Origin of the sequence: Pseudomonas mucidolens (assembly GCF_900106045.1) — a bacterium.
GTDB classification, from domain to species: domain Bacteria; phylum Pseudomonadota; class Gammaproteobacteria; order Pseudomonadales; family Pseudomonadaceae; genus Aquipseudomonas; species Aquipseudomonas mucidolens.
In genome coordinates this window covers 3,500,122-3,525,376 of sequence record NZ_LT629802.1, presented here as the reverse complement: position 1 = coordinate 3,525,376, position 25,255 = coordinate 3,500,122, and the positions used below count along the sequence as shown (strand labels likewise).

Annotated in this window: 28 protein-coding genes, 1 tRNA gene and 2 pseudogenes; 14 read left to right on the top strand and 17 right to left on the bottom strand. The window is 59.4% G+C overall.

Going from position 1 to position 25,255, the window contains the following annotated elements:
- Positions 1-22 precede the first annotated feature (22 nt).
- A pseudogene (locus BLU75_RS16270) lies at positions 23-640 on the top strand (TPM domain-containing protein).
- Positions 641-861: 221 nt separating this feature from the next.
- Positions 862-2,082 carry a class I SAM-dependent methyltransferase gene (locus tag BLU75_RS16265; protein WP_084376989.1) on the top strand — a complete coding sequence of 407 codons (1,221 nt, stop codon included), beginning with the start codon at positions 862-864 and terminating at the stop codon, positions 2,080-2,082.
- 111 nt (positions 2,083-2,193) lie between these two features.
- Here the strand turns inward: BLU75_RS16265 and BLU75_RS27310 are convergent.
- Positions 2,194-2,355 (bottom strand): annotated as a pseudogene (locus BLU75_RS27310) (hypothetical protein); the annotation flags it as partial.
- A gap of 204 nt (positions 2,356-2,559) precedes the next feature.
- On the opposite strand from BLU75_RS27310, the gene BLU75_RS16260 reads away from it, so the two are divergent.
- Positions 2,560-2,892: a YegP family protein gene (locus tag BLU75_RS16260; protein WP_084376988.1), complete on the top strand. Its 333-nt coding sequence runs from the start codon at positions 2,560-2,562 to the stop codon at positions 2,890-2,892.
- 213 nt (positions 2,893-3,105) lie between these two features.
- On the opposite strand, the gene BLU75_RS16255 is transcribed toward BLU75_RS16260, so the two are convergent.
- The gene (locus tag BLU75_RS16255; protein WP_084376987.1) at positions 3,106-4,122 is read right to left on the bottom strand and encodes a DUF4917 family protein; all 1,017 of its coding nucleotides are present in this window, start codon (positions 4,120-4,122) and stop codon (positions 3,106-3,108) included.
- Positions 4,123-4,248: 126 nt separating this feature from the next.
- On the opposite strand from BLU75_RS16255, the gene yiaY reads away from it, so the two are divergent.
- Complete coding sequence (gene yiaY / locus BLU75_RS16250) at positions 4,249-5,397, top strand: L-threonine dehydrogenase (RefSeq protein WP_084376986.1); 1,149 nt, start codon at positions 4,249-4,251, stop codon at positions 5,395-5,397.
- Positions 5,398-5,502: 105 nt separating this feature from the next.
- Positions 5,503-6,183: an NAD(P)H-binding protein gene (locus BLU75_RS16245; RefSeq protein ID WP_090221507.1), complete on the top strand. Its 681-nt coding sequence runs from the start codon at positions 5,503-5,505 to the stop codon at positions 6,181-6,183.
- A 7-nt stretch (positions 6,184-6,190) separates the two neighbouring features.
- On the opposite strand, the gene BLU75_RS16240 is transcribed toward BLU75_RS16245, so the two are convergent.
- Complete coding sequence (locus tag BLU75_RS16240; RefSeq protein ID WP_084376984.1) at positions 6,191-6,676, bottom strand: DMT family transporter; 486 nt, start codon at positions 6,674-6,676, stop codon at positions 6,191-6,193.
- A 77-nt stretch (positions 6,677-6,753) separates the two neighbouring features.
- On the opposite strand from BLU75_RS16240, the gene BLU75_RS16235 reads away from it, so the two are divergent.
- The 3 genes from BLU75_RS16235 (at position 6,754) to BLU75_RS16225 (ending at position 9,016) form a co-directional block, all read left to right on the top strand.
- Positions 6,754-7,671 carry a LysR family transcriptional regulator gene (locus BLU75_RS16235; protein ID WP_231982680.1) on the top strand — a complete coding sequence of 306 codons (918 nt, stop codon included), beginning with the start codon at positions 6,754-6,756 and terminating at the stop codon, positions 7,669-7,671.
- 59 nt (positions 7,672-7,730) lie between these two features.
- Positions 7,731-8,372: a LysE family translocator gene (locus tag BLU75_RS16230; RefSeq protein ID WP_084377339.1), complete on the top strand. Its 642-nt coding sequence runs from the start codon at positions 7,731-7,733 to the stop codon at positions 8,370-8,372.
- A gap of 116 nt (positions 8,373-8,488) precedes the next feature.
- Entirely contained in the window at positions 8,489-9,016 is a 528-nt protein-coding gene (locus BLU75_RS16225; RefSeq protein ID WP_084376982.1) for a DUF4142 domain-containing protein, read from the top strand.
- Between the two features lie 54 nt (positions 9,017-9,070).
- On the opposite strand, the gene BLU75_RS16220 is transcribed toward BLU75_RS16225, so the two are convergent.
- Positions 9,071-9,493 carry a low affinity iron permease family protein gene (locus BLU75_RS16220; protein ID WP_084376981.1) on the bottom strand — a complete coding sequence of 141 codons (423 nt, stop codon included), beginning with the start codon at positions 9,491-9,493 and terminating at the stop codon, positions 9,071-9,073.
- Between the two features lie 192 nt (positions 9,494-9,685).
- Between BLU75_RS16220 and BLU75_RS16215 the strand changes: the two genes are divergently transcribed.
- The gene (locus tag BLU75_RS16215) at positions 9,686-10,453 is read left to right on the top strand and encodes a GNAT family N-acetyltransferase (protein ID WP_084376980.1); all 768 of its coding nucleotides are present in this window, start codon (positions 9,686-9,688) and stop codon (positions 10,451-10,453) included.
- Positions 10,454-10,457: 4 nt separating this feature from the next.
- Here BLU75_RS16215 and BLU75_RS16210 read toward each other — a convergent pair whose 3' ends face one another.
- The 6 genes from BLU75_RS16210 to BLU75_RS16185 all read right to left on the bottom strand — a co-directional run bounded on the left by BLU75_RS16210 (position 10,458) and on the right by BLU75_RS16185 (position 13,567).
- On the bottom strand, positions 10,458-10,958 hold the full coding sequence (locus BLU75_RS16210; protein WP_084376979.1) for a methylated-DNA--[protein]-cysteine S-methyltransferase: 501 nt from the start codon (positions 10,956-10,958) through the stop codon (positions 10,458-10,460).
- Positions 10,959-11,100: 142 nt separating this feature from the next.
- Positions 11,101-11,295 (bottom strand): hypothetical protein, encoded by a 195-nt coding sequence (locus tag BLU75_RS27520; protein WP_084376978.1) that lies wholly within the window; start codon positions 11,293-11,295, stop codon positions 11,101-11,103.
- Positions 11,296-11,300: 5 nt separating this feature from the next.
- Positions 11,301-11,374: transfer RNA gene (locus tag BLU75_RS16200), tRNA-Gly, on the bottom strand.
- A 111-nt stretch (positions 11,375-11,485) separates the two neighbouring features.
- Positions 11,486-12,370, bottom strand: coding sequence for an alpha/beta fold hydrolase (locus BLU75_RS16195; RefSeq protein ID WP_084376976.1), 885 nt, complete (start codon positions 12,368-12,370; stop codon positions 11,486-11,488).
- Positions 12,371-12,662: 292 nt separating this feature from the next.
- Positions 12,663-13,355 (bottom strand): 16S rRNA pseudouridine(516) synthase, encoded by a 693-nt coding sequence (locus BLU75_RS16190; protein WP_084376975.1) that lies wholly within the window; start codon positions 13,353-13,355, stop codon positions 12,663-12,665.
- Positions 13,355-13,567, bottom strand: a complete 213-nt coding sequence (locus BLU75_RS16185) for a cysteine-rich CWC family protein (protein WP_084376974.1) — start codon at positions 13,565-13,567, stop codon at positions 13,355-13,357. The genes BLU75_RS16190 and BLU75_RS16185 overlap by 1 nt, the downstream gene beginning before the upstream one ends.
- A gap of 215 nt (positions 13,568-13,782) precedes the next feature.
- Here BLU75_RS16185 and BLU75_RS16180 point away from each other — a divergent pair, with 215 nt between their 5' ends.
- Positions 13,783-14,178: a hypothetical protein gene (locus BLU75_RS16180; protein ID WP_084376972.1), complete on the top strand. Its 396-nt coding sequence runs from the start codon at positions 13,783-13,785 to the stop codon at positions 14,176-14,178.
- A gap of 158 nt (positions 14,179-14,336) precedes the next feature.
- Entirely contained in the window at positions 14,337-14,774 is a 438-nt protein-coding gene (locus BLU75_RS16175; RefSeq protein ID WP_084376971.1) for a DUF3757 domain-containing protein, read from the top strand.
- An 8-nt stretch (positions 14,775-14,782) separates the two neighbouring features.
- Here BLU75_RS16175 and BLU75_RS16170 read toward each other — a convergent pair whose 3' ends face one another.
- Entirely contained in the window at positions 14,783-15,895 is a 1,113-nt protein-coding gene (locus BLU75_RS16170) for an enoyl-CoA hydratase/isomerase family protein (RefSeq protein WP_084376970.1), read from the bottom strand.
- Between the two features lie 135 nt (positions 15,896-16,030).
- Here BLU75_RS16170 and ung point away from each other — a divergent pair, with 135 nt between their 5' ends.
- Positions 16,031-16,723, top strand: coding sequence for a uracil-DNA glycosylase (gene ung / locus BLU75_RS16165; protein WP_084376969.1), 693 nt, complete (start codon positions 16,031-16,033; stop codon positions 16,721-16,723).
- A 39-nt stretch (positions 16,724-16,762) separates the two neighbouring features.
- On the opposite strand, the gene BLU75_RS16160 is transcribed toward ung, so the two are convergent.
- Genes BLU75_RS16160 through BLU75_RS16140 form a run of 5 tightly spaced genes read right to left on the bottom strand, consistent with a single transcriptional unit; the run spans position 16,763 to position 22,148 of the window.
- Positions 16,763-17,800, bottom strand: a complete 1,038-nt coding sequence (locus BLU75_RS16160) for an AbrB family transcriptional regulator (RefSeq protein ID WP_084376968.1) — start codon at positions 17,798-17,800, stop codon at positions 16,763-16,765.
- Positions 17,793-19,307, bottom strand: a complete 1,515-nt coding sequence (locus BLU75_RS16155; protein ID WP_084376966.1) for a tripartite tricarboxylate transporter permease — start codon at positions 19,305-19,307, stop codon at positions 17,793-17,795. Before BLU75_RS16155 ends, BLU75_RS16160 begins: the two co-directional genes overlap by 8 nt.
- A gap of 1 nt (position 19,308) precedes the next feature.
- Positions 19,309-19,767, bottom strand: coding sequence for a tripartite tricarboxylate transporter TctB family protein (locus BLU75_RS16150; RefSeq protein ID WP_084376964.1), 459 nt, complete (start codon positions 19,765-19,767; stop codon positions 19,309-19,311).
- A gap of 60 nt (positions 19,768-19,827) precedes the next feature.
- Positions 19,828-20,811 (bottom strand): Bug family tripartite tricarboxylate transporter substrate binding protein, encoded by a 984-nt coding sequence (locus tag BLU75_RS16145; RefSeq protein WP_084376963.1) that lies wholly within the window; start codon positions 20,809-20,811, stop codon positions 19,828-19,830.
- 44 nt (positions 20,812-20,855) lie between these two features.
- Positions 20,856-22,148 (bottom strand): OprD family porin, encoded by a 1,293-nt coding sequence (locus tag BLU75_RS16140; RefSeq protein ID WP_084376962.1) that lies wholly within the window; start codon positions 22,146-22,148, stop codon positions 20,856-20,858.
- 234 nt (positions 22,149-22,382) lie between these two features.
- On the opposite strand from BLU75_RS16140, the gene BLU75_RS16135 reads away from it, so the two are divergent.
- Entirely contained in the window at positions 22,383-23,054 is a 672-nt protein-coding gene (locus tag BLU75_RS16135; protein WP_084376960.1) for a response regulator, read from the top strand.
- Positions 23,047-24,438: a sensor histidine kinase gene (locus BLU75_RS16130; protein ID WP_084376958.1), complete on the top strand. Its 1,392-nt coding sequence runs from the start codon at positions 23,047-23,049 to the stop codon at positions 24,436-24,438. Before BLU75_RS16135 ends, BLU75_RS16130 begins: the two co-directional genes overlap by 8 nt.
- Here BLU75_RS16130 and BLU75_RS16125 read toward each other — a convergent pair.
- A complete protein-coding gene (locus BLU75_RS16125) occupies positions 24,432-25,253 on the bottom strand; it encodes an HDOD domain-containing protein (protein ID WP_084376957.1) in 822 nt (273 codons plus the stop codon). The genes BLU75_RS16130 and BLU75_RS16125 overlap by 7 nt on opposite strands.
- Positions 25,254-25,255: the final 2 nt, after the last annotated feature.

Below are 25,255 nucleotides of genomic sequence, written 5' to 3'. Positions count from 1 at the left end.
TAACTATCGAGCAACTACAACCATGGCATTACTGAGTGAACACGAGCAACGCCAGGTCGCCGAAGCGATCGCCAGGGTCGAGCAACAGACCGACGCGGAGCTGGTGACCGTGCTGGCGGCCCGTGCCGACGACTACGCCTACATTCCCTTGTTGTGGGCCAGTGTGGTGGCGCTGGTGGTGCCGGGAATCGTGCATTACCTGCTTGGCTGGCTGAGCATGCACACCTTGCTATTGACCTAATGGGCGACGTTCATTGTGTTGTGCCTGCTGTTCCGGCTGCCGTCGATCACCACCCGACTGATCCCGCGCAGCGTGCGGCATTGGCGGGCGTCAAACCTGGCGCGCCGGCAGTTCCTGGAGCAAAATCTGCACCACACCGTCGGCAGTACCGGCCTGCTGATTTTTGTCAGCGAAGCCGAACGGTATGTGGAAATCCTGGTGGATGACGGGATTTCCCAACGGCTGGATGACAGCCGTTGGGATGCCATTGTCAAGACGTTTACCCAGCAGGTGAAACAGGGGCAGACGTTGGCGGGATTTATCACGTGCATCGAGGCCTGTGGCGAACTGCTCAAGGAGCATGTGCCGGTGACGCATGCGCGCAATGAGTTGCCCAACCGCCTGATCGTCCTGAAATAATCCACCGGACACGGAACCCAATGTGGGAGGGGGCTTGCTCCCGATGGCGGTGGATCAGCCAATGACTCTGTTGACTGACACGCCGCCATCGGGAGCAAGCCCCCTCCCACATTTGGATCTACGGTGCTCGTCCAATCCTACCGTTGGGCAAATAACTCCGTGCCCTGGCGCACTATCCCCCCTAAAATGCCCGGCATTCCCAGCCCGAGGCGTTTTTTTTCATGTCTGTTACTGCCAAACCTGCCAGCCCCGCGCCGGATCATCATGCGCAGTTCATCGAACTGCTGAGCGCGAGCCTTGAGCAAAACGCCTTTATCAAATTGGTGCTGGCCAAGTACGTTGGCGATGAAGCAGACCTGCAGCGCCTGATCATCAAGCAACTGACGGTCAAGGAGCAGCCGTGTCTGTCCTTCGTCTATCGCTACAAAACCCGCGACATCACCAAGAACTTCGCCGTGGAAGAGGGCGTGGCGGCAATTGCCGGGCTGCTGCCGGCCTCGTTCAAGAACGCGCACCTGTTGTCGGTCACCGACGAAGCGCAGTTGGAATACAGCAAAAAGAACAAAAGCTCGCTGTTCAAAAGCAAGCCGCAACAGTTGCGTGAGGCGCCGTCGGCCGAGCACAACCGTGAGAAGAACCGTTTCCTCGACTTGAGCCGGCCGTTTCTCGCCGACCTGGGCGTGACCAATGCCAAGCACGAGTTGATCCCGGCGATGTCGCGCAAGTGGAAGCAGATCAACAAGTTCATCGAAGTGTTCAGCCATGCGTTGACCTCCTCGCCGTTGCAACTGGATCAGCCGGTGCGGGTCGCGGATTTTGGCTCGGGCAAGGGTTACCTGACCTTCGCGATCCATGATTACCTGCGCAACACCCTCAAGGCCGAGGGCCAGGTGACGGGCGTCGAGTTGCGCGAAGACATGGTGACCTTGTGCAACACCGCCGCGGCGCGGTTGGAGCATCCCGGGCTGCAGTTCAAGTGTGGTGACGTGCGCAGCGTGGCGCCGAGCGAACTGGAGGTGATGATCGCCCTGCATGCCTGCGACATTGCCACCGATTACGCGATTCACACTGGCATCCGCTCCGGCGCGTCGATCATCATGTGCTCGCCGTGCTGTCACAAGCAGATCCGCTTGCAGATCCAGAGCCCGGTGTTGCTCAAACCCATGTTGCAATACGGCCTGCACCTGGGCCAGCAGGCGGAAATGCTCACCGACAGTCTGCGGGCATTGTTCCTGGAAGCCTGTGGCTACGAGACCAAGGTCTTCGAGTTCATCTCCCTGGAACACACCAACAAGAACAAGATGATCCTTGCGGTCAAACGCCCAGAGCCGATTGACCCGACTCAGTTGTTGGACAAAATCGAGGAACTCAAGGCGTTTTACAACATCACCGAGCATTGCCTGGAAACCCTGCTGCGGGCCGATGGTTACCTGTCCATTTAGACGTTTGCGAATCCCGTCTTGACCTGCATTGCGTAGGGAACGCTCGGGCGTTACGTTTGCTTGGCGAGCTTCAAGACGGTATCGACGGGGCTGCGAATGGCAGCCCCCGGTCTAGAAAAACCGCGTCACGCTGATTTTCGCGTTGCGCCCTACGCTGTAGGCACTGTCGCCACTCAAGGCTGGCAGGTAACCGCGATTGAACAGGTTGTCGACAGTGAAGTTGACTTCGGTACCTTTCAGATACGCCTGTTGCGGCTTCCAGTTGGCGAACAGGACTCGGGCGACCACGGGTTTGGATTGAAACGAGACATGGATATCCTTCTGACAATGCGCGACAGGAAATCGCGAATAATATCGAGAATTATTGTTATTTGTCTCCGGCGAGTGCTCAAAGAGTGTTTCCGGGTGGCAAAAAAACGAGCATGGCCTTTAATCCTACAGGTCGTTGATCGCATTCTTGGTTAAAGGGAGCAGAGCATGGCTGGATGGTATGAGTTAGAAAAAAGCAACAACGGGCAATTTCGCTTTGTGCTTAAGGCAGGCAATGCGGAAACTATTTTGACCAGTGAGCTTTACACCACTCAAAGTGCCGCTGAAAACGGTATTGCCTCGGTTCAGACCAATAGTCCGCTGGCTGAGCGTTATGAGAAAAAACTCGCCAAGAGCGGCCAACCTTACTTCAACCTCAAAGCCGCCAATCACCAGGTGATCGGCAATAGCGAGCAGTACTCTTCGGAAGCCGCTCGGGACAAGGGCATCGAAAGCGTCAAGACCAACGGTCCCACGACCACCATCAAAGACAAGACCTGACAGTTCTCGTGAACGCGAAAACCCCGACACGCGAGTGCCGGGGTTTTTTCTAGGCTATTGATTCTGGCTTAACGCAGTGTCGACAAAAGCGTGCTCAATTGCGTGCGGTCTGTCTGATCCAGCGGAAACACCGGCAGCCGCCGGATGTATTGGCTGACAGAGCGCAATCGCGAGCAAACCCGCTCCCACACCGGATCCTCATTGAGGTGCAGATCAGTGTTCGACGGGTACAGCCAGCGCTGGATTGCCCAGCGCATGAGTGCGCGCTGCAAAGAACCGCAGATCTATATCCATTCCCTCGAACAACCCCGCATAACGGCGTTTTTGCTGCTGGATAAATCCCTCGCTGCGACCAAATACCGAGATAGCCAGGGACTTGACCTTCGACTGTCGGATCGCCTCCACCAAGTGTGAATCCTGCTCGCCCAGATGATGACCGAAGATGCACAACGCGCCTTCCTGCTCCAACAACTGCTCATAGCAGAACGATAAGTAATCGGAGCCGCGAATGCTCTTGAGCTTCTCGCCACTCGGGCCTTCGTTGACAAACAAGGGCACGTCGTCGAGGGTCTTGAGGGTATTGTTGATGGCGAAACTGCTGAGCAGGGTGCTGTCGGTGGACGCCAGTTTGCGCGCCGAGCCATCGAGATTGCGCACCAGGTGCAAACCACCGTGCAGGTAGAGAATGCGTGTGGTGTCGGTCGCGGTGCTGCGCAAATCAAAGTGCGCGTCGGCACCACGAAACAAGTCATCGATACCCGGCGCATGGAGGATCGACCAGTAGTTGAGCAGGTCGTAGTTGCTGGTGAACACCGTCGGGTAACGCGCCAACTCCTGCTTGATCGTGGTCAGGGTCGTTGGCTGTACTAGGCGCCACGGAATATGCACGGCGTGGATGGTATTGATCAGCGCTTCCTTGATCGCATAGTAACGATTACGCGGCGCCGCAGAGCTGACGGCCAGGGCCTTGTTGACCCGACTGGTGGTTTTCAGTGCACCCAGCACCTGCTCGAAGCTGCGGGTCTGCATTGCGTCAAACACGCTCAACTCGGAGGCGCCCAGGGGCTTTTCTTCCACGGTGCGAGCGTTTTCGAACAGCGAGTCGTAGGCAAAATCTTCCCACACTGCGCGACTGGCGCCGTTACCGATCAGGATTGCGGCGAAGGCGGTGGTGCTGCGCAGCGCGTTCCAGTCTTCAAGGGAGGCGTCGATATCCTGGAAATCCTTCATTACGGCGGGTCTACTCAAAAACGGCGGGACGCTGACTTTATCACGGGCCGACGTTGATCCTGATCAAGATCCCACAGGCGGGTGGGGTCGATGCTGTAGGCATCAACGTATTCCGAGGAAATCACCATGAGCAGCACCTTCTTCATTCCCGCCGTCAACATCATGGGCATCGACTGCCTCGACGAAGCCATGATCGCCATCCGCAACTACGGTTTTCGCAAGGCGCTGATCGTGACTGACGCCGGACTGGCCAAGGCGGGCGTGGCTGCCATGCTCGCCGACAAACTGGCCATGCAAGGCATTGATACGGTGCTCTATGACGGCGCCAAGCCCAACCCCAACGTCGAGAATGTCGAGAAAGGCCTGGCGTTGCTCCAGCACAGTGGCTGCGATTTCGTGGTGTCCCTGGGCGGTGGTTCGCCCCATGACTGCGCCAAGGGCATCGCCCTGTGCGCCACCAACGGCGGGCACATCGGCGACTATGAAGGTGTCGACCAATCGACCCAGCCGCAACTGCCGCTGGTGGCGATCAATACCACCGCCGGTACCGCCAGCGAGATGACACGTTTTTGCATCATTACCGACGAAACCCGTCACGTGAAAATGGCGATTGTCGACCGTAACGTAACGCCATTGTTGTCAGTCAACGATCCTGCGCTGATGGTCGCCATGCCCAAGGGGCTCACGGCGGCTACCGGCATGGATGCGTTGACCCATGCCATCGAAGCGTATGTCTCCACCGCCGCCAACCCGATTACCGATGCTTGTGCAATCAAGGCCATCGAACTGATCAGCGCTAACCTGCGCCTGGCCGTGCGTGACGGCAGCGACATGGCCGCCCGGGAAAACATGGCCTACGCTCAATTCCTCGCCGGCATGGCCTTCAACAACGCTTCCCTGGGCTTCGTCCACGCCATGGCCCACCAGTTGGGCGGTCTGTATGACCTGCCTCACGGCGTCTGCAATGCGGTGCTGTTGCCGCATGTTCAGCGCTTCAACGCGAGCGTCAGCGCCGCGCGCCTGAGCGACGTGGGCCGAGCCATGGGTGTCGAGACCCAGCCCTTGACCCCGGAAGAAGGTGCCCAAGCCGCGATCGCCGCGATTCGCTGCCTGTCCCAGGACGTCGACATCCCGGCCGGTCTGCACGAACTCGGCGCCAAGGTGCAAGACGTCCCGTTGCTGGCGACCAACGCCCTCAAGGACGCCTGTGGCCTGACCAATCCCCGGCCCGCCGATCAGCGGCAGATTGAGGAGATTTTCCGCAGCGCGTTCTGAGGGGAGCAGCGGCAAGTTATAAGCCTCGGGCAACAAGCTGTTAATCTGCACACTGCTCTTAACTTGAAACTTGCAGCTTGATGCTTGCCGCTGAGGTTTACCCTTATGAGAGTTTTACTGTTCGGTGCCACCGGCATGATCGGCCAAGGCGTGTTACGCGAGTGTCTGCTGGCCGCTGATGTGCAGGAAGTGGTGGCGGTGGGGCGTACCGCCTTGACTCAGGAACACGGCAAGCTGCACCAGGTGCTGCATGCCGATATGTTTGACTTCCAGCCCCTGGAACACTTGCTCCAGGGATTTGATGCCTGTTTGTTTTGCCTGGGGGTGTCCTCGGTCGGGATGGATGAAGACACCTATACCCGCCAGACCTATGACCTGACGCTGGTAGCCGCCAGCACCCTGGCGCGACTCAATCCGCAGATGACCTTTGTCTACGTCTCCGGCGCCGGCGCCGGCACCGACAGTGCCGGGCAGGGCAAGGTGATGTGGGCGCGGATCAAGGGCAAGACCGAAAACGCGTTGCTGCGCCTGCCGTTCAAGGCGGTCTATCTGTTCCGTCCGGGTGTGATTCAGCCACTGTACGGCGTGCGTTCGAAAACCGCGTTTTACCAATCGGTCTACACCCTCATCAACCCGTTGCTGTCAGTGATTCGTCGTGTGCGGCCGGCCTGGGTGGTGAGTACCGAGAGCATGGGCCGGGCAATGCTGACGGTGGTCCGACACGGTGCCGCGCAGCCGATTATCGAGCCCGCGCAGATCAACCAACTGGCTGCCGAGCGTAGCTGATCGAGCGTCAAGCAGCGGCCAAGGCCTTGGCGGGCGCCGCACTGAACTGAATCAACAGCACGCCACCCAGTAACATCAGTGCTCCGAGCATTCGGGGTGCCGTCAGTTGCCGCTCTGCCAGGCCAAACAGGCCAAAGTGATCCAGTAGCAACGAGGCGAGGATTTGTCCGGCCAGGGCCAGGGCGATAAAACCCGAGGCGCCCAGCTTGGGCATCAACACCAGCGCCAGGGAAATAAAGCACACGCCGAATGCGCCGCCTGTCCACATCCACAACGGTGCCTTGGTGATAAAGCCCAGGTCGGGCAGCGGCAGGCGCAGGGCCAGCAACACTGGCAACAACACCAGAATGCTCACCATCAACGAAGCCAGGGTTGCCCATAAAGGATGACCCAGGCCGCGTCCGAGGTTGGCGTTGATTGCACTTTGAAACGGCACCACGGCCCCGGCGATGACCGCCAGCAGCAGTAAGCCCAGCCAATGCAATGTGCTCATGAGAATGCTCCAGAAGGTTTTGCTGGACTCTAAGCTATTCGTCGCGCAGATTTAAATTCCAAGTTCTTATGCAGACCATGCATGCCATGAATGATCTTCGTCGCATTGACCTTAACTTGCTGGTGATCCTGGACGCCTTGCTCAGCGAGCAACACGTGACTCGTGCCGCCGAGCGCCTGCACCTGAGCCAGCCCGCGGTCAGCCATGCGCTGGCGCGCTTGCGGGATTTGCTGGGGGATCCGCTGCTGGTGCGCCAGGGCGGCGGCCTGGTGCCAACCGCGCGTGCGCAGGAGCTGGCCACGCCACTGGCCGACGCCTTGGCTCAGGTGCAATCGTTGCTGGCGCCGAACCGATTCGATCCAACGTCGGCCAAGCGCACGTTTCGTCTGGCCATGTCGGATTATGGCGCTGCGCTGCTGTTGCCCGGACTGGTGCGCAGGTTGCGCGAATTCGCACCGGGTATCGACCTGCAGATCATCCATGCCAGTCGCGAAGGCATGGTGGATGGCGTGCTCAGTGGAGAACTCGACCTGGCGGCCGGGGTTTTTCCCGACCTGCCAGGCGAACTGCGCAGTACGCCGCTGTTCGAGGAGCACTATGCCTGTCTGGTGGATCGTGCCAGTCTGCCTGAGGGCGGCGTACTGGACTTGCCGACCTACCTGGCGCGCCCGCATGTGTTGCTGGAAATGCGTGGCAGCGGTACCCCGGAAATCGAACGGGCGCTGACCGCCATCCGCGAACGGCGGCATGTTGCAATCAGCTTGCCGCATTGGGGCATTGCGCCACAGTTGATCGAGGGCACCGACCTGATCCTGACCGTCTCGTCACAGGGATTGCTTAACATCGACACGCAACGTCTTCTGGTGGTGCCGCCGCCGTTCCACATTGCGTCGTTCGGGTTCGTGCTGGCGTGGCATAAACGGCGTGGCGGCGATGGTGCCTTGCAGTGGCTGATCGAACAAGTCGAAGGTGTGCTGGCCAAACGAGTCGGCTAAGATTGCTGCGTTGCACAATCGATGCGCCCCCCTTATTCGTTTTTCAGAGCGTGTTCACCATGACTCCATCGTTGCTGTTTGCCGTGCTCGCCTCGGGTTTTATCTATGGCATCACCCCAGGGCCTGGTGTGCTGGCGGTGTTCGGCATCGGTGCGGCCCGTGGTCGTCGGGCGGGCGCCGGTTTTTTGTGCGGGCACTTGCTGGGCGATGTGGTGTGGTGCAGCACCGCGTTGATCGCAATCGTCGGGGCGCGGGAAATCGGCAGCGGTGCTTTTGACGTACTCGGTGTGCTCAGCGGTGTGTATCTGTTCTGGCTCGGCATGCGCGCCATTCGCACTCGCAGCCGTAGCGAGGACGCGCCTCAGGGGGCGGCGCGACGGCCCTTCTGGCATGGCGTGGTGTTTGGCCTGACCAACCCCAAGGCTTATCCGGTGGCCGTGGCGACGTTTACTGCGTTGCTGGCGAGCCGTGCCGAATTACTCACCTGGGACATGTTGCCGTGGCTGATTTTCCTGAGTTTTGTCGGTGGACTGCTGGCGTACGCGATCCTGATTGGCATTGTCGGCGCGCGGTACGTGCGCACTGCGTATCAGCGCCATGAAGTACTGATCACCAGGCTCTGCGGCGTGATGTTTATTGGTTTTGCGATCAACGCCTTGGTGCATGCGTTGCCGGGATTGCTCGGGAGTAAAACCACCTGAATCGCGACGACCGTTCGTCGCGCCAGGAAGTTTTTTTTAAACCTTTGCCGCTCGGAAAATTCAGATTCAGGGCGGGGCTCGTTTCCCGGCATGTTTTTCATCTGGAGGAATTCATCATGAGCCGTATGGCTATCCGGTTACGCACCGCCAGTCTTGCGATGCTGCTGGGCCTCGGCGCCAGTAATGTCATGGCCCAGGGGCCTGCCGAGTTTATCGAACAGGCGTCAGCCAAAGGCATGGCCGATATCGAAACCAGTCGCATGGCCCACGCCAAGACTTCATCACAGGAAATCAAGGATTACACCATCGAGGTGATCAACGAGCGCACCTTGGCCAATCAGCATCTGGCAGCCATCGCCAAGAAACTTGACCTGCCCGTTGCGCCTCGCGACCAGATCGTCGACAAGGCACAAAACCTGATGCCTGAACTCACGGACGGTGATTCTTTCGATGCTGCTTACACCGCCCAGCAGGTCAAAGCCAATGAAGAGGCCATCGCGCTGTTCAAGCAGGAAGGCGCCGCTTCTGATATCCCGGAAATAAAGGCGCTGGTGGACGAGACGTTGCCGAAGCTGGAGACCCGCCTGGAAAAAGCCCGGGCATTGGCTTCCGCCTATGGCAAGAACCGTCGCGACGAAAGCTGATCGTTGGTGTCGCATTCAATAACGGCGGCTGGAATCAATCCAGCCGCCGTTTTTTCAGGCCTGGTTCAAATCGGACTTTAGCGGCTTGGTGTCCGTTGTCACCGCGTCGTTGCTGTTGAGGTCGACGGTTTTTCGCTCACCGATGGTCTCGTATTCGCGACGCATTTTTTCCAGTGCTTTCAAATCCAGGCCATCTAGGCTCAGGACGGCGCTCCGCGCATCTTTAGTCACCCTCAACAGTTCATCGATCTTGATGTGCAGCATGTCGCTGTCGCGGTTTTGCGTGTTCTGGATAAGGAACACCATCAGGAAAGTGATGATGGTGGTGGAGGTATTGACGATCAGTTGCCAGGTATCGTTGTAGTGGAACCAGGGTCCGCTCAAGGCCCACAGGAAGATTAATACCAGCGCTGCGTAAAAGGTCCGGGCGCTGCCCGCCCACTGGGACAGGTGCTGTGAAAGTCTCGAGAACTTCATGGTCGTGCTCCGTTGATAGTGCTCATGTAAGTACTGACCATGACCTAGCTCTGAAATTTCTTTTTACATTTGTCCGTGGGTAAACCGATTGAAGGTGTTGCTCCGGTAACGGCCCGGTGGGTCTTTCGGAAAGTGCTGACAGTGTCCCTGCAAGGTCTTCGCAAGACTGGGCTTTTGTGAGCGGATCTGCCAATGCCTAACATCGTCGAGGCGCGCTACCACTGCGCCGAAGAGTACTTTTTCGCCGCGATCAGCCCATCGCACCGGCGTTTCAACGCCTGTGTAAATGTCTATCGGGATGATGAATACCGCAGTGTGTGGAATCTGCTGTTGGTGCGCGTGGGGAGCGCGCCGTTGGGTAACGCAATGCTCGAATGCGAGGCATTGATGCGTCGTACCAAGTTGCCGATCCGGCTGGTTGCTCGGCAGGAGCACGTCGAGGCACTGGGCGAAACCCTCGAGATGCTGGGTTTCATCGAGATAGAAACGAGTACCGCGATGGTTCTCGATCTGGCAGGGATTGCCGCTTCACCTCATGTGGCGGGCGACGCTGAAATCAGTTGGACGCATAACCTCAACGATTGGGCCGGCCCGATGGCCAACGCGTTCGGCATGCCTGCCGAGGGCGCTGCGCACTATCAGGCGCGACACCAGATGGCGCTCGACCGCGGCGCACGGTTCTACCACTTCACCCTGGCGGAAAAAGGCCAGCCGGTCAGCTCATTGACCCTGACCCTGTGCGATGACCTGGCTCGCCTGAATGACATAGGGACCGACGCTGCATATCGCGCGAAAGGCTATTCGACGCGCTTGATACACACCGCGTTGGCCCATGCCACGAGCCTTGGGGCGCGCTGGTGTTTTCTCGAGGCTTCCACGCAAGGCCTCTCGCTGTATCACGCGCTTGGCTTTCGAGCGTTGTTTCAGTACCGGTCCTTTGTACGCGGACCCTTGCTGTGACGTATTAGATTGCGAGCTTTGTCTGCTCGTCATCTTCCAGGGACAGCAGGTACTGCTTGGCTTCAAGCCCGCCGGCAAAACCGGTCAGCCCGCCTGATGCCCCGATCACGCGGTGGCAGGGCGCAACAATTGAAATCGGATTGCGCCCATTGGCCGCACCCACCGCCCGGACGGCTTTCGGGTGGCCGATCTGAGAGGCAATCTGGCTGTAGCTGCGGGTTTCACCGAATGGAATAGTCAACAATGCGGCCCAGACCTTGCGCTGGAATTCGGTCCCGTCAAAGTCCAGTTCGAGTTCGAAACGGTGGCGGGTACCCGCGAAATACTCCTTCAGTTGGCGCTCGGTTTCCTGCAGCACCGGGCTGTCGTCGGCTTCCTGCAAGGCGCCCAGGCGTACGCGATTGGCACGTTCGGTAGGCCACAGAATAGCGGCCAGCTTACCGTCCCGAGCCACAAGTGTGAGTTGGCCGACGGGGGAGGGCATGAGTTTATATTCACAGTGCATGAGCGAACTCCTTGGTGGGCAGGTGACTTGCCACGAACGATCGCACTTTAAAACGGCCAACTCTACGCAGAACTACGTTTCTTGCGCTTCAATTCGATACAAATTCCAGGCACAAAAAACCGGCCACCAGGGTTAATGCCGATCAGTTAAGCCTTGTAGGAGCGAGCTTGCTCGCGAAGAACTCAAAGACACCGCGTTTATCCAGAATGCACGCGTTATCGTTGACGTTTTTCGCGAGCAAGCTCACTCCTACAAAAAGGCTTAACTCGCCAGTATTAGCCACCAGGGCCGGTTTTTGCAGGTTCGCGTCGCCAGTCTTCTGGCGCGAGAGCAACATCTGAGTGGAGCGGGTAGAGGGAATCGAACCCTCAACTAAAGCTTGGGAAGCTTTCGTTTTGCCACTAAACTATACCCGCTCAGAACGGCTGACTTTGTACCAGATGCACGCGCCGATTTGAAGTTTTTCTTTGAAAAATGTGCGGCTTACGTTGAATTAACCAAGCCCTCTGCGGCAGAGGGCGTGGGTTTCACATCGACGATGCATGCTGTGTCTGGCCCTGTTGATAATGCAGCCGAGGGGCGGATTGCCCTGGTTTCAGAAAGCTCATCAGCGCCCGCCGGCTGTCATTGCACGCCGCCTTGTGTTCCATGTCCAGAAAATGCCCGGTCGCCTGGATCGTCCCGAAGCTGCTCTTTGCCACGTGCTGTTCAAACAGCCTGGCGTCCTGGGCGCTGGTGTATTCATCCCACTCACCATTGAGAAACAGTACCGGAATGTCGATCTGGCGCGCGGCCTTGAGATAGCACTGGCGGTCGCTGTTGAGTACCTGGTTGATATGAAAGTGCATTTGCCCGTACTCGTGCGCGGCCAGGTTGCTGACATGCCGGTAGTTGAAGCGTTTGAACAGCGGCGGCAGGTATTTGCCGAGGGTGCTGTTGACCAGGTGGCCGACGTTGGGGCGGTCAAGGTTGCCGAGGAAGTCGACGCCGCGCTCCAGGTAGTCGCGCATGGGGGCATTGATCACCGGCGAGAATGAACTGATCACGGCCTTTTCCACGCGACGAGGGCGGTGGGAGAGCGCGACGAGGGTGGCGACACCGCCCCACGAGAAGGACAGTACATGTTCGGCGGCGAAGTGGTCGATCAGCTCCAGAAGGATCTGGCCTTCAACCTCTTTCGTCAGCATGTGTTCATGGCGGTTATGGGTTTTGGAACGGCCAGCGTAGGGCTGATCGTACAAAACCACATTGAACTGCGGATGAAGGCTTTTCACGGTCTGGGCGAAAGACGCAGTGGTGGCCATGGAGCCATTGACCAGGATGATGGTCTTTTCTGCAGCGTCCGCGCGATAGAACTCCGTGTAAACCCGATACTGACCCTGTATATCCAGCACAGCGATTTCTGGCCTCATGTCGTAAGACTCCTGGCAAGCGGGTAGTGCGCGCAGATCAGTCTGCACGAGCTTTGTGACAGGTAGGCATACGCCTGAAAGGAGGGCCCATGTCGGTCCGGATGGCTGGCCGACGGGTATTGTTATGGTGGGCAATTTGCCTGGGAGGCCCACAGATCAAGTGGCGTGGGCAGGCAACGGGTTTCTTGGAGGTTGGGCTCGCCGGTCAAACCGGCTGGCGTCTTGATTCAAGCAGGAGGCGGGCCAGATCGCCAGTTGGGCGCAGGGGTTTCTGGCCTCATCGGCCGAACGGTCATATTTGCCGGATTTCTTCATCCGTCAGCGGCCGATAATGGCCAGGCGCAAGGCTTTCATCCAACACCAGCGGGCCCATGCGTTCGCGATGCAGGCGCGTCACTTTGTTGTCGAAATGCCCGAACATGCGCTTTACCTGGTGATAACGCCCCTCAATGATGCTCAGCCGCGCACTGTTGGGGCTGAGCACTTGCAGGTCGGCCGGCTGGGTGGTGAGAGCCTCGAAAGCAAAGTACAGGCCGGCGGCGAATGTGGCCGCGTATGCCGGGCCGATGGCTTGTTCAGTCTCGACGTAGTAGACCTTGGGCAGTTTCGTGCGTGGCTGGGTCAGGCGCCGGGACCATTGGCCATCGTTTGTGATCAGCAGCAGGCCAGTGGTGTTGAAGTCCAGGCGACCAGCGATATGCAACTCGCTTTTGTCCGGCTCATCCAGCAGGTCGAGGACGGTGCGGTGTTGCGGGTCAAGGGTGGCGCTGACGCAGCCTTGAGGTTTGTGCAGCATGAAATAACGTGCGGGCTTGCCAGCCTGGAGGACTTCGTCGTCGCATTCCACGCGGCTGAATGTCCGCACGTCGTGGCGCGGGTCACTGATCACCTGGCCATCGACCTTGATCCGCCGTTCGATCAGCAACAGGCGTACTTGTTGGCGATTGAAGCGGGGCAGGTTACTGAGGAAACGGTCGACGCGCATTACGAGGGCTCGGTCCCGCGCAACTGCGCGTCGACCTGCGCGCAGCGCGGGCACAGGCACGCTTTATCGCGCAACGCCTCGGGTAGTGCCTCAAGCACCTTAGGGTCGATGCTTACGCTGTAGCACCAGCAGGCTTGGTCGGCGGTACGCGGGTCGGCCAGGCTGCAGTCGTTGCGGGCGCCGCAGGCCGGGCAAAGGCTTGGAGTGGTCATCGGTCGATTCAGGCTGAGCAGTCAAGGTTCCGGTAAAGCCCGGTGTGGCGGGCACGATACCGCGGTGTGGCTTTGTCGCGCCACAGATGTATCAAACTATGTACAAATCGCACCAGATTCTGTTTTTGATGTCAGATATTTCGTCATCCAGTGAAAGCTGTTTGTCGCCACCCAGCGTCGCTGGTGTGTGCTCGCCCGCGGTCCAGGAGGCCGCCATGTATCGTCGACTATTACTTATCGCTGTGCTCGGTTTGACCCTTGGCGCTTGCGTGCCCTATTCCGGTGGCGGCCGCAGTTATTATCGATCCGAGGTGTATACCTCGCCCGCGCCGGTCTATTACTACGGCAACGGCCCGTCCTATCAGTATCGGCGCGGGCACTACGCGCCGCCCGTGCGCTATTACCCAGCGCCGCGCTACTACCAGCCGGCGCCTCGGTACTACCCTTCAGGACCACGGGCGGGCTATAGGCTCTACCCCAACCAACGCCGCGGTGATCATTGGGGCAACGGTGGCCGAGGTCGTGGCGGTGATCATTGGGGCAACGGTGGCCGAGGTCGTGGCGACGGTCGAGGCGGCGACCATGGACGAGGTCGGGGCGGACATCGTTAATCGGCTTTTCTTGAAACGGCGCGAAATGCGCCGTTTTTTTTGAGTGACGGTCTAGCGTACTGTCATATTTGACAGCTAGTTTATATGCCGCAGTTGTATTTCACTGAACGACAGGCGCTGTATTCAAGCCTGTTGGCGGTGAACTGACGGAACGGTATATGACAGCTCGATTACTCCTTTTGATCTTGCTTGGAATTTCCTGTTTCGCTCATGGGGATGACTGGCAGGGTTGCCCGTACCCGTCATCCATCAAATATGCCGACGGGTATTTTTACCAAGAAAGCGCCGGGCATCGATGGACAAGTCCGAAAGTGCGACTTGTAGACTTTATCGATAAATTTGTAGGCGCGGTATTCATGCCCGGTGAGGGTCAAGAGCGCAGATGGGGTTATCTGGAGAAGTGCATCTACCGCTCCGGGCGCGAACAACGTCTGGTGGTCTTGAGGTATTCCCGGGCGACTGAAGGCTTGAGCATGTCATTGTTCGATACCACGCATTGGCGGCTGGCCAAAGATTCATTTGGCCATGAAATCTATCTCTGTGATGACCGCCAGCCGGATAACTGTTCCTTCACACTCGATGAGCTTCGCTACTGAAAAGCCTGTCAGACGTCAGATATATCCGCCAACGGGTGTCGGCCTTCCCACACTTTATGAAAATGCGCCTCCACCACTGCCTCGGGAATACTGTTGATATCCGGCCAATGCCAATGAGGCTGCTGATCCTTGTCGATCAACCGTGCCCGTACCCCTTCACTGAACTCCGGATGCCGACAGCAATTGAGGCTCAAGGTGTATTCCATCTGGAAGACCTGCGCCAGGGACAAGTGTCGCGCGCGTCGGATCTGTTCCCACACCAGGCACGCGGTCAGTGGGCAACCCTCGCTCAACGTCTTGCCGGCGCGGCTGAGTAATGGGTCGGCGTGCTCGCGCAACAGACTCAATGCGCGCCACGCGCTGCGTACGTCCCCCACATCCAGCCATGCGTCGATCTGTGCCCGCCGAGGCAGCCATTGCGCGTCGGGTTGCTGGCTGGCTGCTTCCTGGGCAAGGGCCTTGAACAGGCTGTTGAGCTGCATGGCGGTCTGTTCCTGCCAGTTCAACTGCAACAGGCCTTCGAGCATTTCGTCTTGTTGCTCATCCAGCAGGAAGCGATCGGCCAAGCCCAGGTCCAGCGCGTCTCGGCCATTCATATGGGCCCCCGTCAGGCCGAGAAACAGCCCGAGTTTGCCGGGCAGGCGCGAGAGGAACCAACTGGCCCCGACGTCCGGGTATAAACCGATACTGATTTCCGGCATGGCCAGGCGGCTGCTGGGAGTGACGATGCGTATCGAGGCACTTTGCAGCAGTCCCATGCCGCCGCCCAGCACATAACCATGACCCCAGCAGATCAGCGGCTTTGGGTAAGTATGCAGGCGGTAATCAAGACGGTATTCGGCAGTAAAGAACGCTGCCGCCAACGAGGGCACTTCGCCGGGTAGTGCACGGCAAGCTTCAACCAGGCTGCGCACTTCGCCGCCAGCGCAAAAGGCTTTGGCGCCGTTGCCCCGCAGCAGCACGCAGACGATTTGCGGATCCTTGGCCCAGGCGTCCAGGCGTTCACCCAAGGCCAGGAGCATTGGCAGGGAGAGCGCATTCAGGGACTTTTCAGCATTCAGGCTGGCGATGCCGATGCGGGTGCCGTGGCTGCCGGTGAGCTCTTCGAAGTGCAGGTTCATCATGACCTCAATCGGTAAATTGAACGTTCAGTATGATCCCTTCGTGGGAAACTGCCGGTTATGCGTCAGATCAATTGACAAGCCGGGTAGGCTTTCCTAGGGTTCGCCTCATTCTCTTGACTAGATGATGTAACCATGACCGAAAGCGACCGTATCAAACTCGAACCCAGCTGGAAACAGGCCTTGCGGGATGAGTTCGAGCAGCCGTATATGGCGCAGTTGCGTGAGTTCCTGCGCCAGGAGCACGCGGCAGGCAAAGAGATCTATCCGCCAGGCCCGATGATTTTCAACGCACTCAATTCAACCCCCTTGGACAAGGTCAAGGTAGTGATCCTCGGCCAGGACCCGTACCACGGTCCGGGCCAGGCCCATGGCTTGTGCTTCTCGGTGCAACCGGGCGTGCCGGCACCGCCGTCGCTGGTCAATATCTATAAAGAGCTCAAGCGCGACCTGAACATCGACATCCCCAACCACGGCTACCTGCAAAGCTGGGCCGATCAGGGTGTGTTGATGCTCAACACCACCATGACGGTGGAGCGCGCCAACGCCAATGCTCACGCAGGCAAGGGTTGGCAGTTCTTTACCGATCGCATCATCGAGGTGGTCAGCGCGCACCAACCGCACCTGGTGTTCCTGCTGTGGGGTGCTCACGCCCAGGGTAAACAGAAATTGGTGGATGCGACCAAGCACCTGGTACTGACGTCGGTGCATCCGTCCCCGTTGTCGGCTTATCGCGGTTTCATTGGTTGCGGTCACTTCAGCCGGGCCAACAAGTTTCTCGAGCAGAATGGCGAGACGCCGATTGAGTGGCGGTTACCGCCAGTGTGAGGGGGATGATCGTTCCCAAGGCCGGGAACGATCAAGCTCCTAGGCTTGGCCGGACTGTCTGTTCCAATGCCTGAATAGCGGCTCGGCCAGGAACAATACAAACAACAGTCGCATCACCTGCATTGCCGTTACCAGCGGCACTGACAGTTGCAGGGTTTCAGCCGTCAGGCTCATCTCGGCAATGCCGCCGGGCATCATGCCCAAGGTCAGTGAGCGCACATCCAGTTGCGTCAGCGCACTCAGACCCAGCGCCGCCAGCGTGGCGATGATCATGGTCAAGAGCGTACCGACCAGGGTTCGCCCCATGAACGATGGCGCCCGGCGAAAGAACTGTCGATTGAAGTGACAACCCAGGCCACTGCCGATCAACCATTGGCCGATCTGGCTGCCGCCATCGGGCAGGCCGATGTGCAAGTCCCAGGTGACGCTGGCGATGGCACTGACCAGCAGCGGTCCGAACAACCAAGGGTTGGGTTGGCGCAAACGTTGCCAGCCCCAGGCGACCAGCGCCCCGGCCGGGAACAACAGCGCCAGCCAGGCCCAATTGACCGGAGCCGGGTGAAACTGCGGCGCACCCTCGCCGAGCAAGTACTTGAAGATCGCCGGCACGCACAGCACCACCACCAGCACCCGCAAGCTCTGGCCCGCGGCGACGCGACTGAGCACCGCGCCATTGCGCGCGCCCAGGTTGACCATTTCGCCGGAACCGCCCGGCATGCTCGAGAAAAATGCGGTGGCGCGGTCTTCGCCGCTGCGGCGCATCAGCCATACGCCGACAATGCTCGACAAGCTGGTAATCAATGCGCCAAAGAAAATCAGCCCGAAGTGGGCCATCACCTGATCAATCACCACGGGAGTGAAATGCAGACCGATGCCGATGCCGACCACCCATTGGCCGCATTTGCGACCGCCGGGTATTTCGGCCAGTTGCCACGGCGTCAGGCAACGTACCAGGATGATCGCCAGCAACGAACCGACCATGTACGGCAAAGGCCAGCCGATCAGGCTGGCCAGGTAACCGCCGGCCAGGCCGACCAGCGGTGTTGCCCACCAACGCTTGAGATTGAACTCAGGCATCGGCCACGGCACGACGCTGCAGGGAGCGCTTGCGCCAGATACGCAGCAGCGGTATCAGCAACATGATGGCCGTCAGCACCCAGCAACCGAAGGTGATCGGGCTCGACCAGAGGATTTCCAGCGCACCGTCGGAAATCGACAGCGCACGGCGCAGGTTCTGTTCCATCAGGCCGCCGAGGATAAAGCCCAGCAGCACCGGCGACAGTGGGAAGTCCAGCTTGCGCAGGATGTAGCCGAAGATACCAATACCGATCATCAGGAACAGGTCGAAGGTGGTGGCGTGAACGGCGTAGACGCCAATCGCGGTGATGATCGCGATGACCGGGACCAGCGCCCAGTTCGGCACGGCGAGGATACGGGTGAAGATGCGGATCATCGGGATATTGAGGATCACCAGCATGATGTTGGCGATAAACAACGAAGCGATCAGGCCCCAGACAATGTCCGGTTGTTGTTGAAACAGCAGCGGTCCCGGGGTGATGTTGTACAGCGACAGCGCGCCAATCATCACCGCCGTGGTGCCCGAACCCGGTACGCCGAGGGTCAGCATTGGCACCAGGGCGCCACAGGCTGCCGCGCCGATCGCGGTTTCGGGAGCGGCCAGGCCACGTTTGTCGCCCTGGCCGAACTCGCCACTGCTGCCGGCGATGCGTTTCTCGGTCATGTAGGCCACGGCGCTCGCGAGGGTGGCGCCGGCGCCCGGCAATACCCCCATGATGAAGCCCAGCACGCCACACCGGATGTTCACCAGAAACACCGCCGAGGCTTCCTTGACGTTGAACATCATGCGCCCGGTGGCTTTCACCGCTTCCTGGCCGCGGTGGGTTTTTTCCAGCAGCAACAGAATTTCGCTGATCGAGAACAGACCCAGTACCAACACCACAAATTGAATGCCGTCGGTCAGGTGGATGTTGTCACCGGTAAAGCGGTAGACGCCACTGTTGGCGTCGATGCCCACCGCCGACAGGAACAGGCCGATCAATGCCGCGATAAAGGTTTTCAACGGCTTGTCACCGGCCATGCCGCCCAGACAGACAATCGCGAACACCATCAGTACGAAATATTCGGCGGGTCCGAAGGCAATCGCCCATCTGGCCAGCAACGGGGCAAACAGCACCATGCCGCAGGTGGCGATGAACGCACCGATGAACGAACTCCAGGCCGACAGCGACAACGCCACGCCAGCCAGGCCTTTGCGGGCCATCGGGTAGCCGTCGAGGGTGGTCATGACGGTGGACGCTTCGCCGGGGATGTTCAACAGGATCGAGCTGATGCGACCCCCGTACTCGCAACCCAGGTACACCGCGGCCAACAGAATCAAGGCTGATTCCGGCGGCAGGCCCAGGGCAAAGGCGATGGGGATCAGCAACGCCACGCCGTTGATCGGACCCAGGCCCGGCAACAGGCCGACGACGGTCCCGATCAGGGTGCCGCACAGGGCGGTCACCAGGTTGTAGGGGCTCAGCGCGACACCGAAACCCTGGCCCAAATAGCTGAAAGTATCCATATCAGTTCTCCAGAACGTCGAGCAGACCGAGGGGTAGCGGCACGTCCATGACTTTATCGAACAGCACATAAAGGCCGACGCTCATCAAGGTGATGATCACTGCACCGGGCAACCAGCGGCCGCCGTACAGCCGTGCCATCGGAATACCGATCAACATGCTGCTGAGAATGAAACCCAGGGGTTCGAAGGTGCCGGCAAATACCAGCAGCAGCACCACGCAGATCCCGATCTTGTTCAGGGTCGCGCGGTCCAGCGGCGGCTCCTCTTCACTGTGTCGGATGGGCTGTGGGCGAAACAGCATGTAGATCAGGCCCAGGCTCATCAGCCCGAGTATCAGCAGCGGGTAGGCGCGTGGCCCTACAGGTTCGTAGGAAAAAGCTGCCTGATAGGGCCAGGCCATCAGCGCCAGGCCGGCACAGACCAGCAACAGCGCAGCAGCGAAAATGCGTTGTAAGAGCATGGGAAACTCCTGGGCCACGTCTTTGATAAGCAAAGACGTGGCCGCGCGAACGAGGGGCGATTACTGAATCAGGCCGAACTCTTTGGCCAGTACTTTGTAGTCAGCCACCTGTTTCTTCACGTAGGTGTCCAGTTCCGGACCGGTCATGGCGAACGGGAAGAGTTCGCGCTGATCACGCAACTTGGCGAACTCCTTGGAAGCCAGCAGCTTGTCGAACGCGTCTTTCCAAAAGGCGTAATCTTCGTCGCTGACTTTTGGCCCCAGGTAGAAACCGCGCACCACTGGCCAGACGATGTCGTAGCCTTGTTCCTTGGCGGTCGGGATGTCTTTCATTTCCGGCTCGTCCAGGCGGTTTTCGGAGAACACCGCCAGCAGGCGCATGTCACCACTCTGGATGTGCGGCATGGAGTCGGAAATGTCCGTGCTGCCTACCTGAATATGCCCGCCGAGCAAGGCCGTGGCGATTTCCCCGCCGCCTTCGAGAGCCACGTAGCGCAGCTCGCGCGGGTTGATCCCGGCGGCCTTGGCGATGAGTGCGGTTTGCATCCAGTCCTGGCTGCCGACGGTGCCGCCGGAACCGATCACCACGCTGCCTGGATCTTTTTTCAGTGCCTTGACCAGGTCGTCGAGGGTTTTGTAAGGCGAATCGGCTTTGACCGCGATGGCGCCATAGCTGGTACCCACCGCTGCCAGCCATTTCACTGCACCCTCATCGAAACGCCCGAATTTGCCTTGCGCCAGGTTCAACAGCGAACCGCTGGACCAGGCCACGAGGGTGCCGCCATCGGCTGGACGCTGGGCCACGACCGCGTTGTAAGCCACCGCGCCGACGCCGCCTGGCATGTAGGTCACGCGCATCGGTTTGCTCAGCAATTTTTCGTTGACCAGCGCGCTTTGCGCCAGTTTGCAGGTCAGGTCGAAACCGCCGCCGGGGGAGGCCGGGGCGATACATTCCGGACGTCTCGGTTCGTCGGCGGCCAGCAGTTGGCCGGCGAACAGCATGCAGCCGGCGGCCAGGGCGAACTTACGCAGTGATGAGGTCATGGGGTACTCCGTCATTGTTGTTATTGGGAATGTGGATGTCAGGGTTACCAAAGCGCGACGCTGTAGCTGACCAGCACGCGCATTTCGTCTGCGTCCCGGGCCGAGTAGTTGGAGCGAAAACTGGCGTTGCGCAGGCGCACGGCCACGTCCTTGAACGTACCGCTTTGCACCACGTACTTGATTTCGGTGTTGCGTTCCCACTCTTTGCCGGTGTCGCCGGTTTTCAGCTTGATGTTGTCACCGGACAGGTAACGCGTCATGAAGCTCAGGCCGGGAACCCCCAGTTTGCTGAAGTCATAGTCGTAGCGGGCCTGCCAGGAGCGTTCTTCGGCGCCGGCAAAGTCGTTGATCTGCACGAAGTTGACCAGGTACGGGTTGCTGCCATCCACATACGGAAACGCGTTGTCGCCGGACATGTGCTGGTAGCCGGCGCTCAGCTTATGGCCGTTGAGCGCATAGCTGAAAATACCGTTGAGGGACTTGTTATCAATGCTGCCGCCGCGCGCGCTGCCGGTGTCATCACTGATGGCCAGGCGCAGGTCGGTGGCGAAAGTGCCCGGGCCCATCGGGCGGGCGGCGACGAGGCCGAGAAAGTGCTGGCGATAGACATCGTCGAGTTGCGCGAAGTGATAGCTGCCGGTGATCTTGTCGGCAAACTTATAGTCCACGCCACCGAAGTTGAAGTGCTTGCCGGTGGCGCCGCTCAGGAAACGGCCGTTCTTGTTGTTGAGGGTGATGTCCTCATAGTTGCTGTCATTACGATCCTTGACCTGGTCCAGGCGGCCGCCGGTGAACACCAGGTTCTTGAACTCGTTGGAGGTCAGCAGGCCGCCGTTGAACGTCTGCGGCAGGATGCGCCCGTCGTTGGGCTGGAGGATCGGCAGGTCAGGAATCAACGAGCCGATTTTCAGTTCGGTGGCGGAGATCTTGACCTTGCCGGTCAGGCCCAACTTGGAGTATTCGTCGGCGGCGCGACCATCATCGTGGGTCGGCAGCAGGCCGCTGCCGGTACGGTCTGGGCTGGAGTCGAGCTTGAGCCCGAGCATGCCGAGTGCATCGACACCAAAACCCACGGTGCCGTCGGTGTAGCCAGATTGCAGGTTGAGCATAAAGCCCTGGGCCCATTCGTCGCGCTTGGACTGCTGGGCGCTGGTGCCGTCGCGAAAATCGCGGTTGAAGTACATATTGCGCGTTTCCAGGGTCGCGCTACTGTCTTCGAAGAAGGCAGCCTGGCTAAGCGGCGAAAAACCGGCAAGGGCGGCGGCAGTGGCGAGGGTGGTCTGGGTCAGGCGGGTAAAACGAACAGGCGGGAAAGCCTGGGGCTGTGTTGACAGCATCGTGGGTGCACTCCGTTATTGTTCTTATTGGCGAAAACGCTTCAAGGCGTTTTTCGGGCGCTATCGGTGAAATAGCGCGGGAGGAATTACCTTCCGTTTCGCGATGCTAATGGGCGAAGCTTTCGCTAACCTTTCAACGACCTTTCAATGTTTTCGGGCTTCACAGCGCAGGTGGCGTCTGTAAACTGCCTCGCACAGCGTGGCGTCGGCCACCCCTGAATGAGGTACAGATCCATGCGTGTCCTTTTGGTCGAAGACCATTTGCAACTAGCTGAAAGTGTCGCCCAGGCGCTCAAGGGCACGGGTTTGACAGTTGACGTGTTGCACGATGGGGTGGCGGCGGACCTGGCCTTGAGCAGCGAGGAATACGCGGTGGCGATCCTTGATGTGGGCTTGCCGCGCATGGATGGTTTCGAGGTGTTGGCACGATTGCGGGGGCGTGGAAAAAATCTTCCGGTGTTGATGCTGACGGCGCGCAGTGATGTAAAGGACCGTGTCCACGGCCTCAATCTGGGGGCTGATGACTACCTGGCCAAGCCGTTTGAATTGACTGAGTTGGAGGCCAGGGTCAAGGCGTTGTTACGCCGCAGCGTGCTGGGAGGTGAACGGCAGCAGACCTGCGGTGTGCTGGTGTATGACGTGGAAACCCGGCGGTTCACCCTGGGCGACGAGTTGCTGACGCTTACCTCCCGCGAACAGGCGGTGCTGGAAGCGCTGATTGCCCGTCCTGGCCGGGTCATGAGCAAGGAACAGCTGGCGTCCCAGGTGTTTGGACTGGATGAAGAGGCCAGTCCCGACGCGATCGAAATCTATGTCCACCGTTTGCGCAAAAAACTCGACGGCCATCCGGTGGCGATCGTCACCTTCCGTGGCTTGGGGTATTTGCTGGAAGCGCGCGATGCGTAAGCACAACAGCCTGCGCTGGCGCCTGCTGTGGAATCTGGCGGTGTTGCTGGTGGTGTTGATGCTGGCCAGTGGTTTGAGTGCCTACTGGAATGGTCGTGAGGCAGCGGATACGGCCTATGACCGGACCTTGCTTGCTTCGGCGCGGACCATCGCTGCCGGGCTGTCCCAGCGCGACGGTACCCTCAGCGCCGATGTGCCTTACGTGGCGCTGGACACGTTCGCCTATGACAGTGCCGGGCGTATTTACTATCAGGTCAATGACATTCACCAGAAGCTGATTTCCGGTTACGAAGAGTTGCCGGGCCCGCCGCCGGGAACGCCGCGCACCGATGATTATCCGGCCCTGGCGCGCTTCTACAACGCCAAGTATCAGGGGCAGAATGTACGGGTGGTGAGCCTGCTCAAGGCAGTATCGGAACCGAACATGAATGGCATGGCGGAAATCCGCGTGGCGGAAACCGATGAGGCCCGCGTCAGCATGGCCCGTAGCTTGATGGCCGACACCTTGTTGCGCCTGGGGATGCTGGCGGTCGGTGCATTGCTGCTGGTGTGGTTCGCGGTGAGTGCGGCGTTGCGTCCGTTGGAGCGTTTGCGCACGGCAGTGGAGGAACGCCAGCCGGATGATTTACGGCCCTTGCCGCTGGTAGAGGTGCAGCACGAACTGGGTCCGCTGGTGCGGGCGCTGAACCATTTTACCGAACGTCTGCGTGGGCAGTTCGAGCGTCAGGCGCAGTTCATTGCCGATGCCGCCCATGAGTTGCGCACCCCGTTGGCAGCGCTCAAGGCGCGGCTTGAGTTGGGGCTGCGTGCCGAGGATCCGGCAATCTGGCGCACGACCCTGGAAACGACGGCCCAGGGCACGGATCGCCTGACTCACTTGGCCAATCAATTGTTGTCCCTGGCGCGCATCGAAAACGGTGCTCGGGCCATTGCCGAAGGCGGTGCGCAATTATTGGATTTGAGCCAGTTGGCCCGCGAACTGGGCATGGCCATGGCACCGCTGGCTCACGCCCGTGGCGTGGCGCTGGCACTGGAGGCGGATGAGCCGGTTTGGCTGCGGGGCGAGCCGACGCTGCTGAATGAACTGCTGAGCAATCTGGTGGACAACGCTTTGGCTCACACGCCGTCGGGCGGCAATGTGATCTTGCGGGTCACGGCGCCAGCGGTGCTGGAGGTGGAAGACGATGGGCCGGGCATCCCGTTGGATGAGCGGGACCGGGTGTTCGAGCGCTTCTATCGACGCAATCAGCAGGGCGCGGGCTCAGGCCTCGGGTTGGCGATTGTCGGTGAGATTTGCCGGGCGCATCTGGCGCAGATCAGTCTGCATGACGGTGAGTCGGCAGGGCTGAAGGTGCGTGTGAGCTTTGTCGCCGGCGATCAATAAAACATCGATCGCGCTTCATCCACCTCCGCGCGCAAGGTTTCACTGTAGGGATCAATCCGCAGCTTATAAATCGACGGCAAGGTCGATACCGCCATGTCCGCCAACGGATGATCCGTGCCTTTATGGCAATACAGTACCGCTACTTGCACCAGATCGACGTAGTCCAGCTTTTGCGAGTCGCGTTCCAGATTCAGGTATTGTCCCGGTACGCACAACAACCGATCCGGAAAGTCCCAGACCCGCAGCAATTTGTCACCCAGCAACGGGTGGATGCTGTCGATCACATGGTTGAGGCTGACCGGGTCCGATAGCAGTTCGTAGTGATCTTCGGCGTAGGTCAGGATCGGTAGCACACCGATCTGGTGGACCAGCCCGCCGAGCGCTGCCTGATCGGGCTTGAGCTGGCTGTGGTTGCGACACAGCGCATAACTGACCCCCGCGACTTCCAGGCTGCGCCGCCAGACATCGCGCATTTTCTGCTCGACGACTTCGGAGCGGGCGTGAAAGATTTGCTCCATCACCAGACCGATCGCAAGATTGCTGCTGTAGTTGGTGCCCAGGCGCGTGATCGCGGTGTGCAGATCGGTCACTTCCTGGGACGCTCGCAATAACGGGCTGTTGACCACTTTGATCAGTCGTGCCGACAGGGCGGTGTCGCGGCCGATGACTTTGCTCAGGTGACTGATGCTAATGTCCGGGTCTTCGGCGGCCTGACGAATTTGCAGGGCCACCTCCGGTAATGTGGGCAGAACCAGGTCATCGTTATCGATGGCCTTAACCAACACCTGTTGGATTTTTTCCGCCAGCTTGTTCATGC

Coding starts and splice junctions, on each gene's coding strand:
- BLU75_RS16265 (WP_084376989.1), top strand. CDS start 862: ATGTCTGTTACTGCCAAACCTGCCAGCCCCGCGCCGGATCATCATGCG.
- BLU75_RS16260 (WP_084376988.1), top strand. CDS start 2,560: ATGGCTGGATGGTATGAGTTAGAAAAAAGCAACAACGGGCAATTTCGC.
- BLU75_RS16255 (WP_084376987.1), bottom strand. CDS start 4,122: ATGAAGGATTTCCAGGATATCGACGCCTCCCTTGAAGACTGGAACGCG.
- yiaY (WP_084376986.1), top strand. CDS start 4,249: ATGAGCAGCACCTTCTTCATTCCCGCCGTCAACATCATGGGCATCGAC.
- BLU75_RS16245 (WP_090221507.1), top strand. CDS start 5,503: ATGAGAGTTTTACTGTTCGGTGCCACCGGCATGATCGGCCAAGGCGTG.
- BLU75_RS16240 (WP_084376984.1), bottom strand. CDS start 6,676: ATGAGCACATTGCATTGGCTGGGCTTACTGCTGCTGGCGGTCATCGCC.
- BLU75_RS16235 (WP_231982680.1), top strand. CDS start 6,754: ATGCATGCCATGAATGATCTTCGTCGCATTGACCTTAACTTGCTGGTG.
- BLU75_RS16230 (WP_084377339.1), top strand. CDS start 7,731: ATGACTCCATCGTTGCTGTTTGCCGTGCTCGCCTCGGGTTTTATCTAT.
- BLU75_RS16225 (WP_084376982.1), top strand. CDS start 8,489: ATGAGCCGTATGGCTATCCGGTTACGCACCGCCAGTCTTGCGATGCTG.
- BLU75_RS16220 (WP_084376981.1), bottom strand. CDS start 9,493: ATGAAGTTCTCGAGACTTTCACAGCACCTGTCCCAGTGGGCGGGCAGC.
- BLU75_RS16215 (WP_084376980.1), top strand. CDS start 9,686: ATGCCTAACATCGTCGAGGCGCGCTACCACTGCGCCGAAGAGTACTTT.
- BLU75_RS16210 (WP_084376979.1), bottom strand. CDS start 10,958: ATGCACTGTGAATATAAACTCATGCCCTCCCCCGTCGGCCAACTCACA.
- BLU75_RS27520 (WP_084376978.1), bottom strand. CDS start 11,295: ATGTTGCTCTCGCGCCAGAAGACTGGCGACGCGAACCTGCAAAAACCG.
- BLU75_RS16195 (WP_084376976.1), bottom strand. CDS start 12,370: ATGAGGCCAGAAATCGCTGTGCTGGATATACAGGGTCAGTATCGGGTT.
- BLU75_RS16190 (WP_084376975.1), bottom strand. CDS start 13,355: ATGCGCGTCGACCGTTTCCTCAGTAACCTGCCCCGCTTCAATCGCCAA.
- BLU75_RS16185 (WP_084376974.1), bottom strand. CDS start 13,567: ATGACCACTCCAAGCCTTTGCCCGGCCTGCGGCGCCCGCAACGACTGC.
- BLU75_RS16180 (WP_084376972.1), top strand. CDS start 13,783: ATGTATCGTCGACTATTACTTATCGCTGTGCTCGGTTTGACCCTTGGC.
- BLU75_RS16175 (WP_084376971.1), top strand. CDS start 14,337: ATGACAGCTCGATTACTCCTTTTGATCTTGCTTGGAATTTCCTGTTTC.
- BLU75_RS16170 (WP_084376970.1), bottom strand. CDS start 15,895: ATGAACCTGCACTTCGAAGAGCTCACCGGCAGCCACGGCACCCGCATC.
- ung (WP_084376969.1), top strand. CDS start 16,031: ATGACCGAAAGCGACCGTATCAAACTCGAACCCAGCTGGAAACAGGCC.
- BLU75_RS16160 (WP_084376968.1), bottom strand. CDS start 17,800: ATGCCTGAGTTCAATCTCAAGCGTTGGTGGGCAACACCGCTGGTCGGC.
- BLU75_RS16155 (WP_084376966.1), bottom strand. CDS start 19,307: ATGGATACTTTCAGCTATTTGGGCCAGGGTTTCGGTGTCGCGCTGAGC.
- BLU75_RS16150 (WP_084376964.1), bottom strand. CDS start 19,767: ATGCTCTTACAACGCATTTTCGCTGCTGCGCTGTTGCTGGTCTGTGCC.
- BLU75_RS16145 (WP_084376963.1), bottom strand. CDS start 20,811: ATGACCTCATCACTGCGTAAGTTCGCCCTGGCCGCCGGCTGCATGCTG.
- BLU75_RS16140 (WP_084376962.1), bottom strand. CDS start 22,148: ATGCTGTCAACACAGCCCCAGGCTTTCCCGCCTGTTCGTTTTACCCGC.
- BLU75_RS16135 (WP_084376960.1), top strand. CDS start 22,383: ATGCGTGTCCTTTTGGTCGAAGACCATTTGCAACTAGCTGAAAGTGTC.
- BLU75_RS16130 (WP_084376958.1), top strand. CDS start 23,047: ATGCGTAAGCACAACAGCCTGCGCTGGCGCCTGCTGTGGAATCTGGCG.
- BLU75_RS16125 (WP_084376957.1), bottom strand. CDS start 25,253: ATGAACAAGCTGGCGGAAAAAATCCAACAGGTGTTGGTTAAGGCCATC.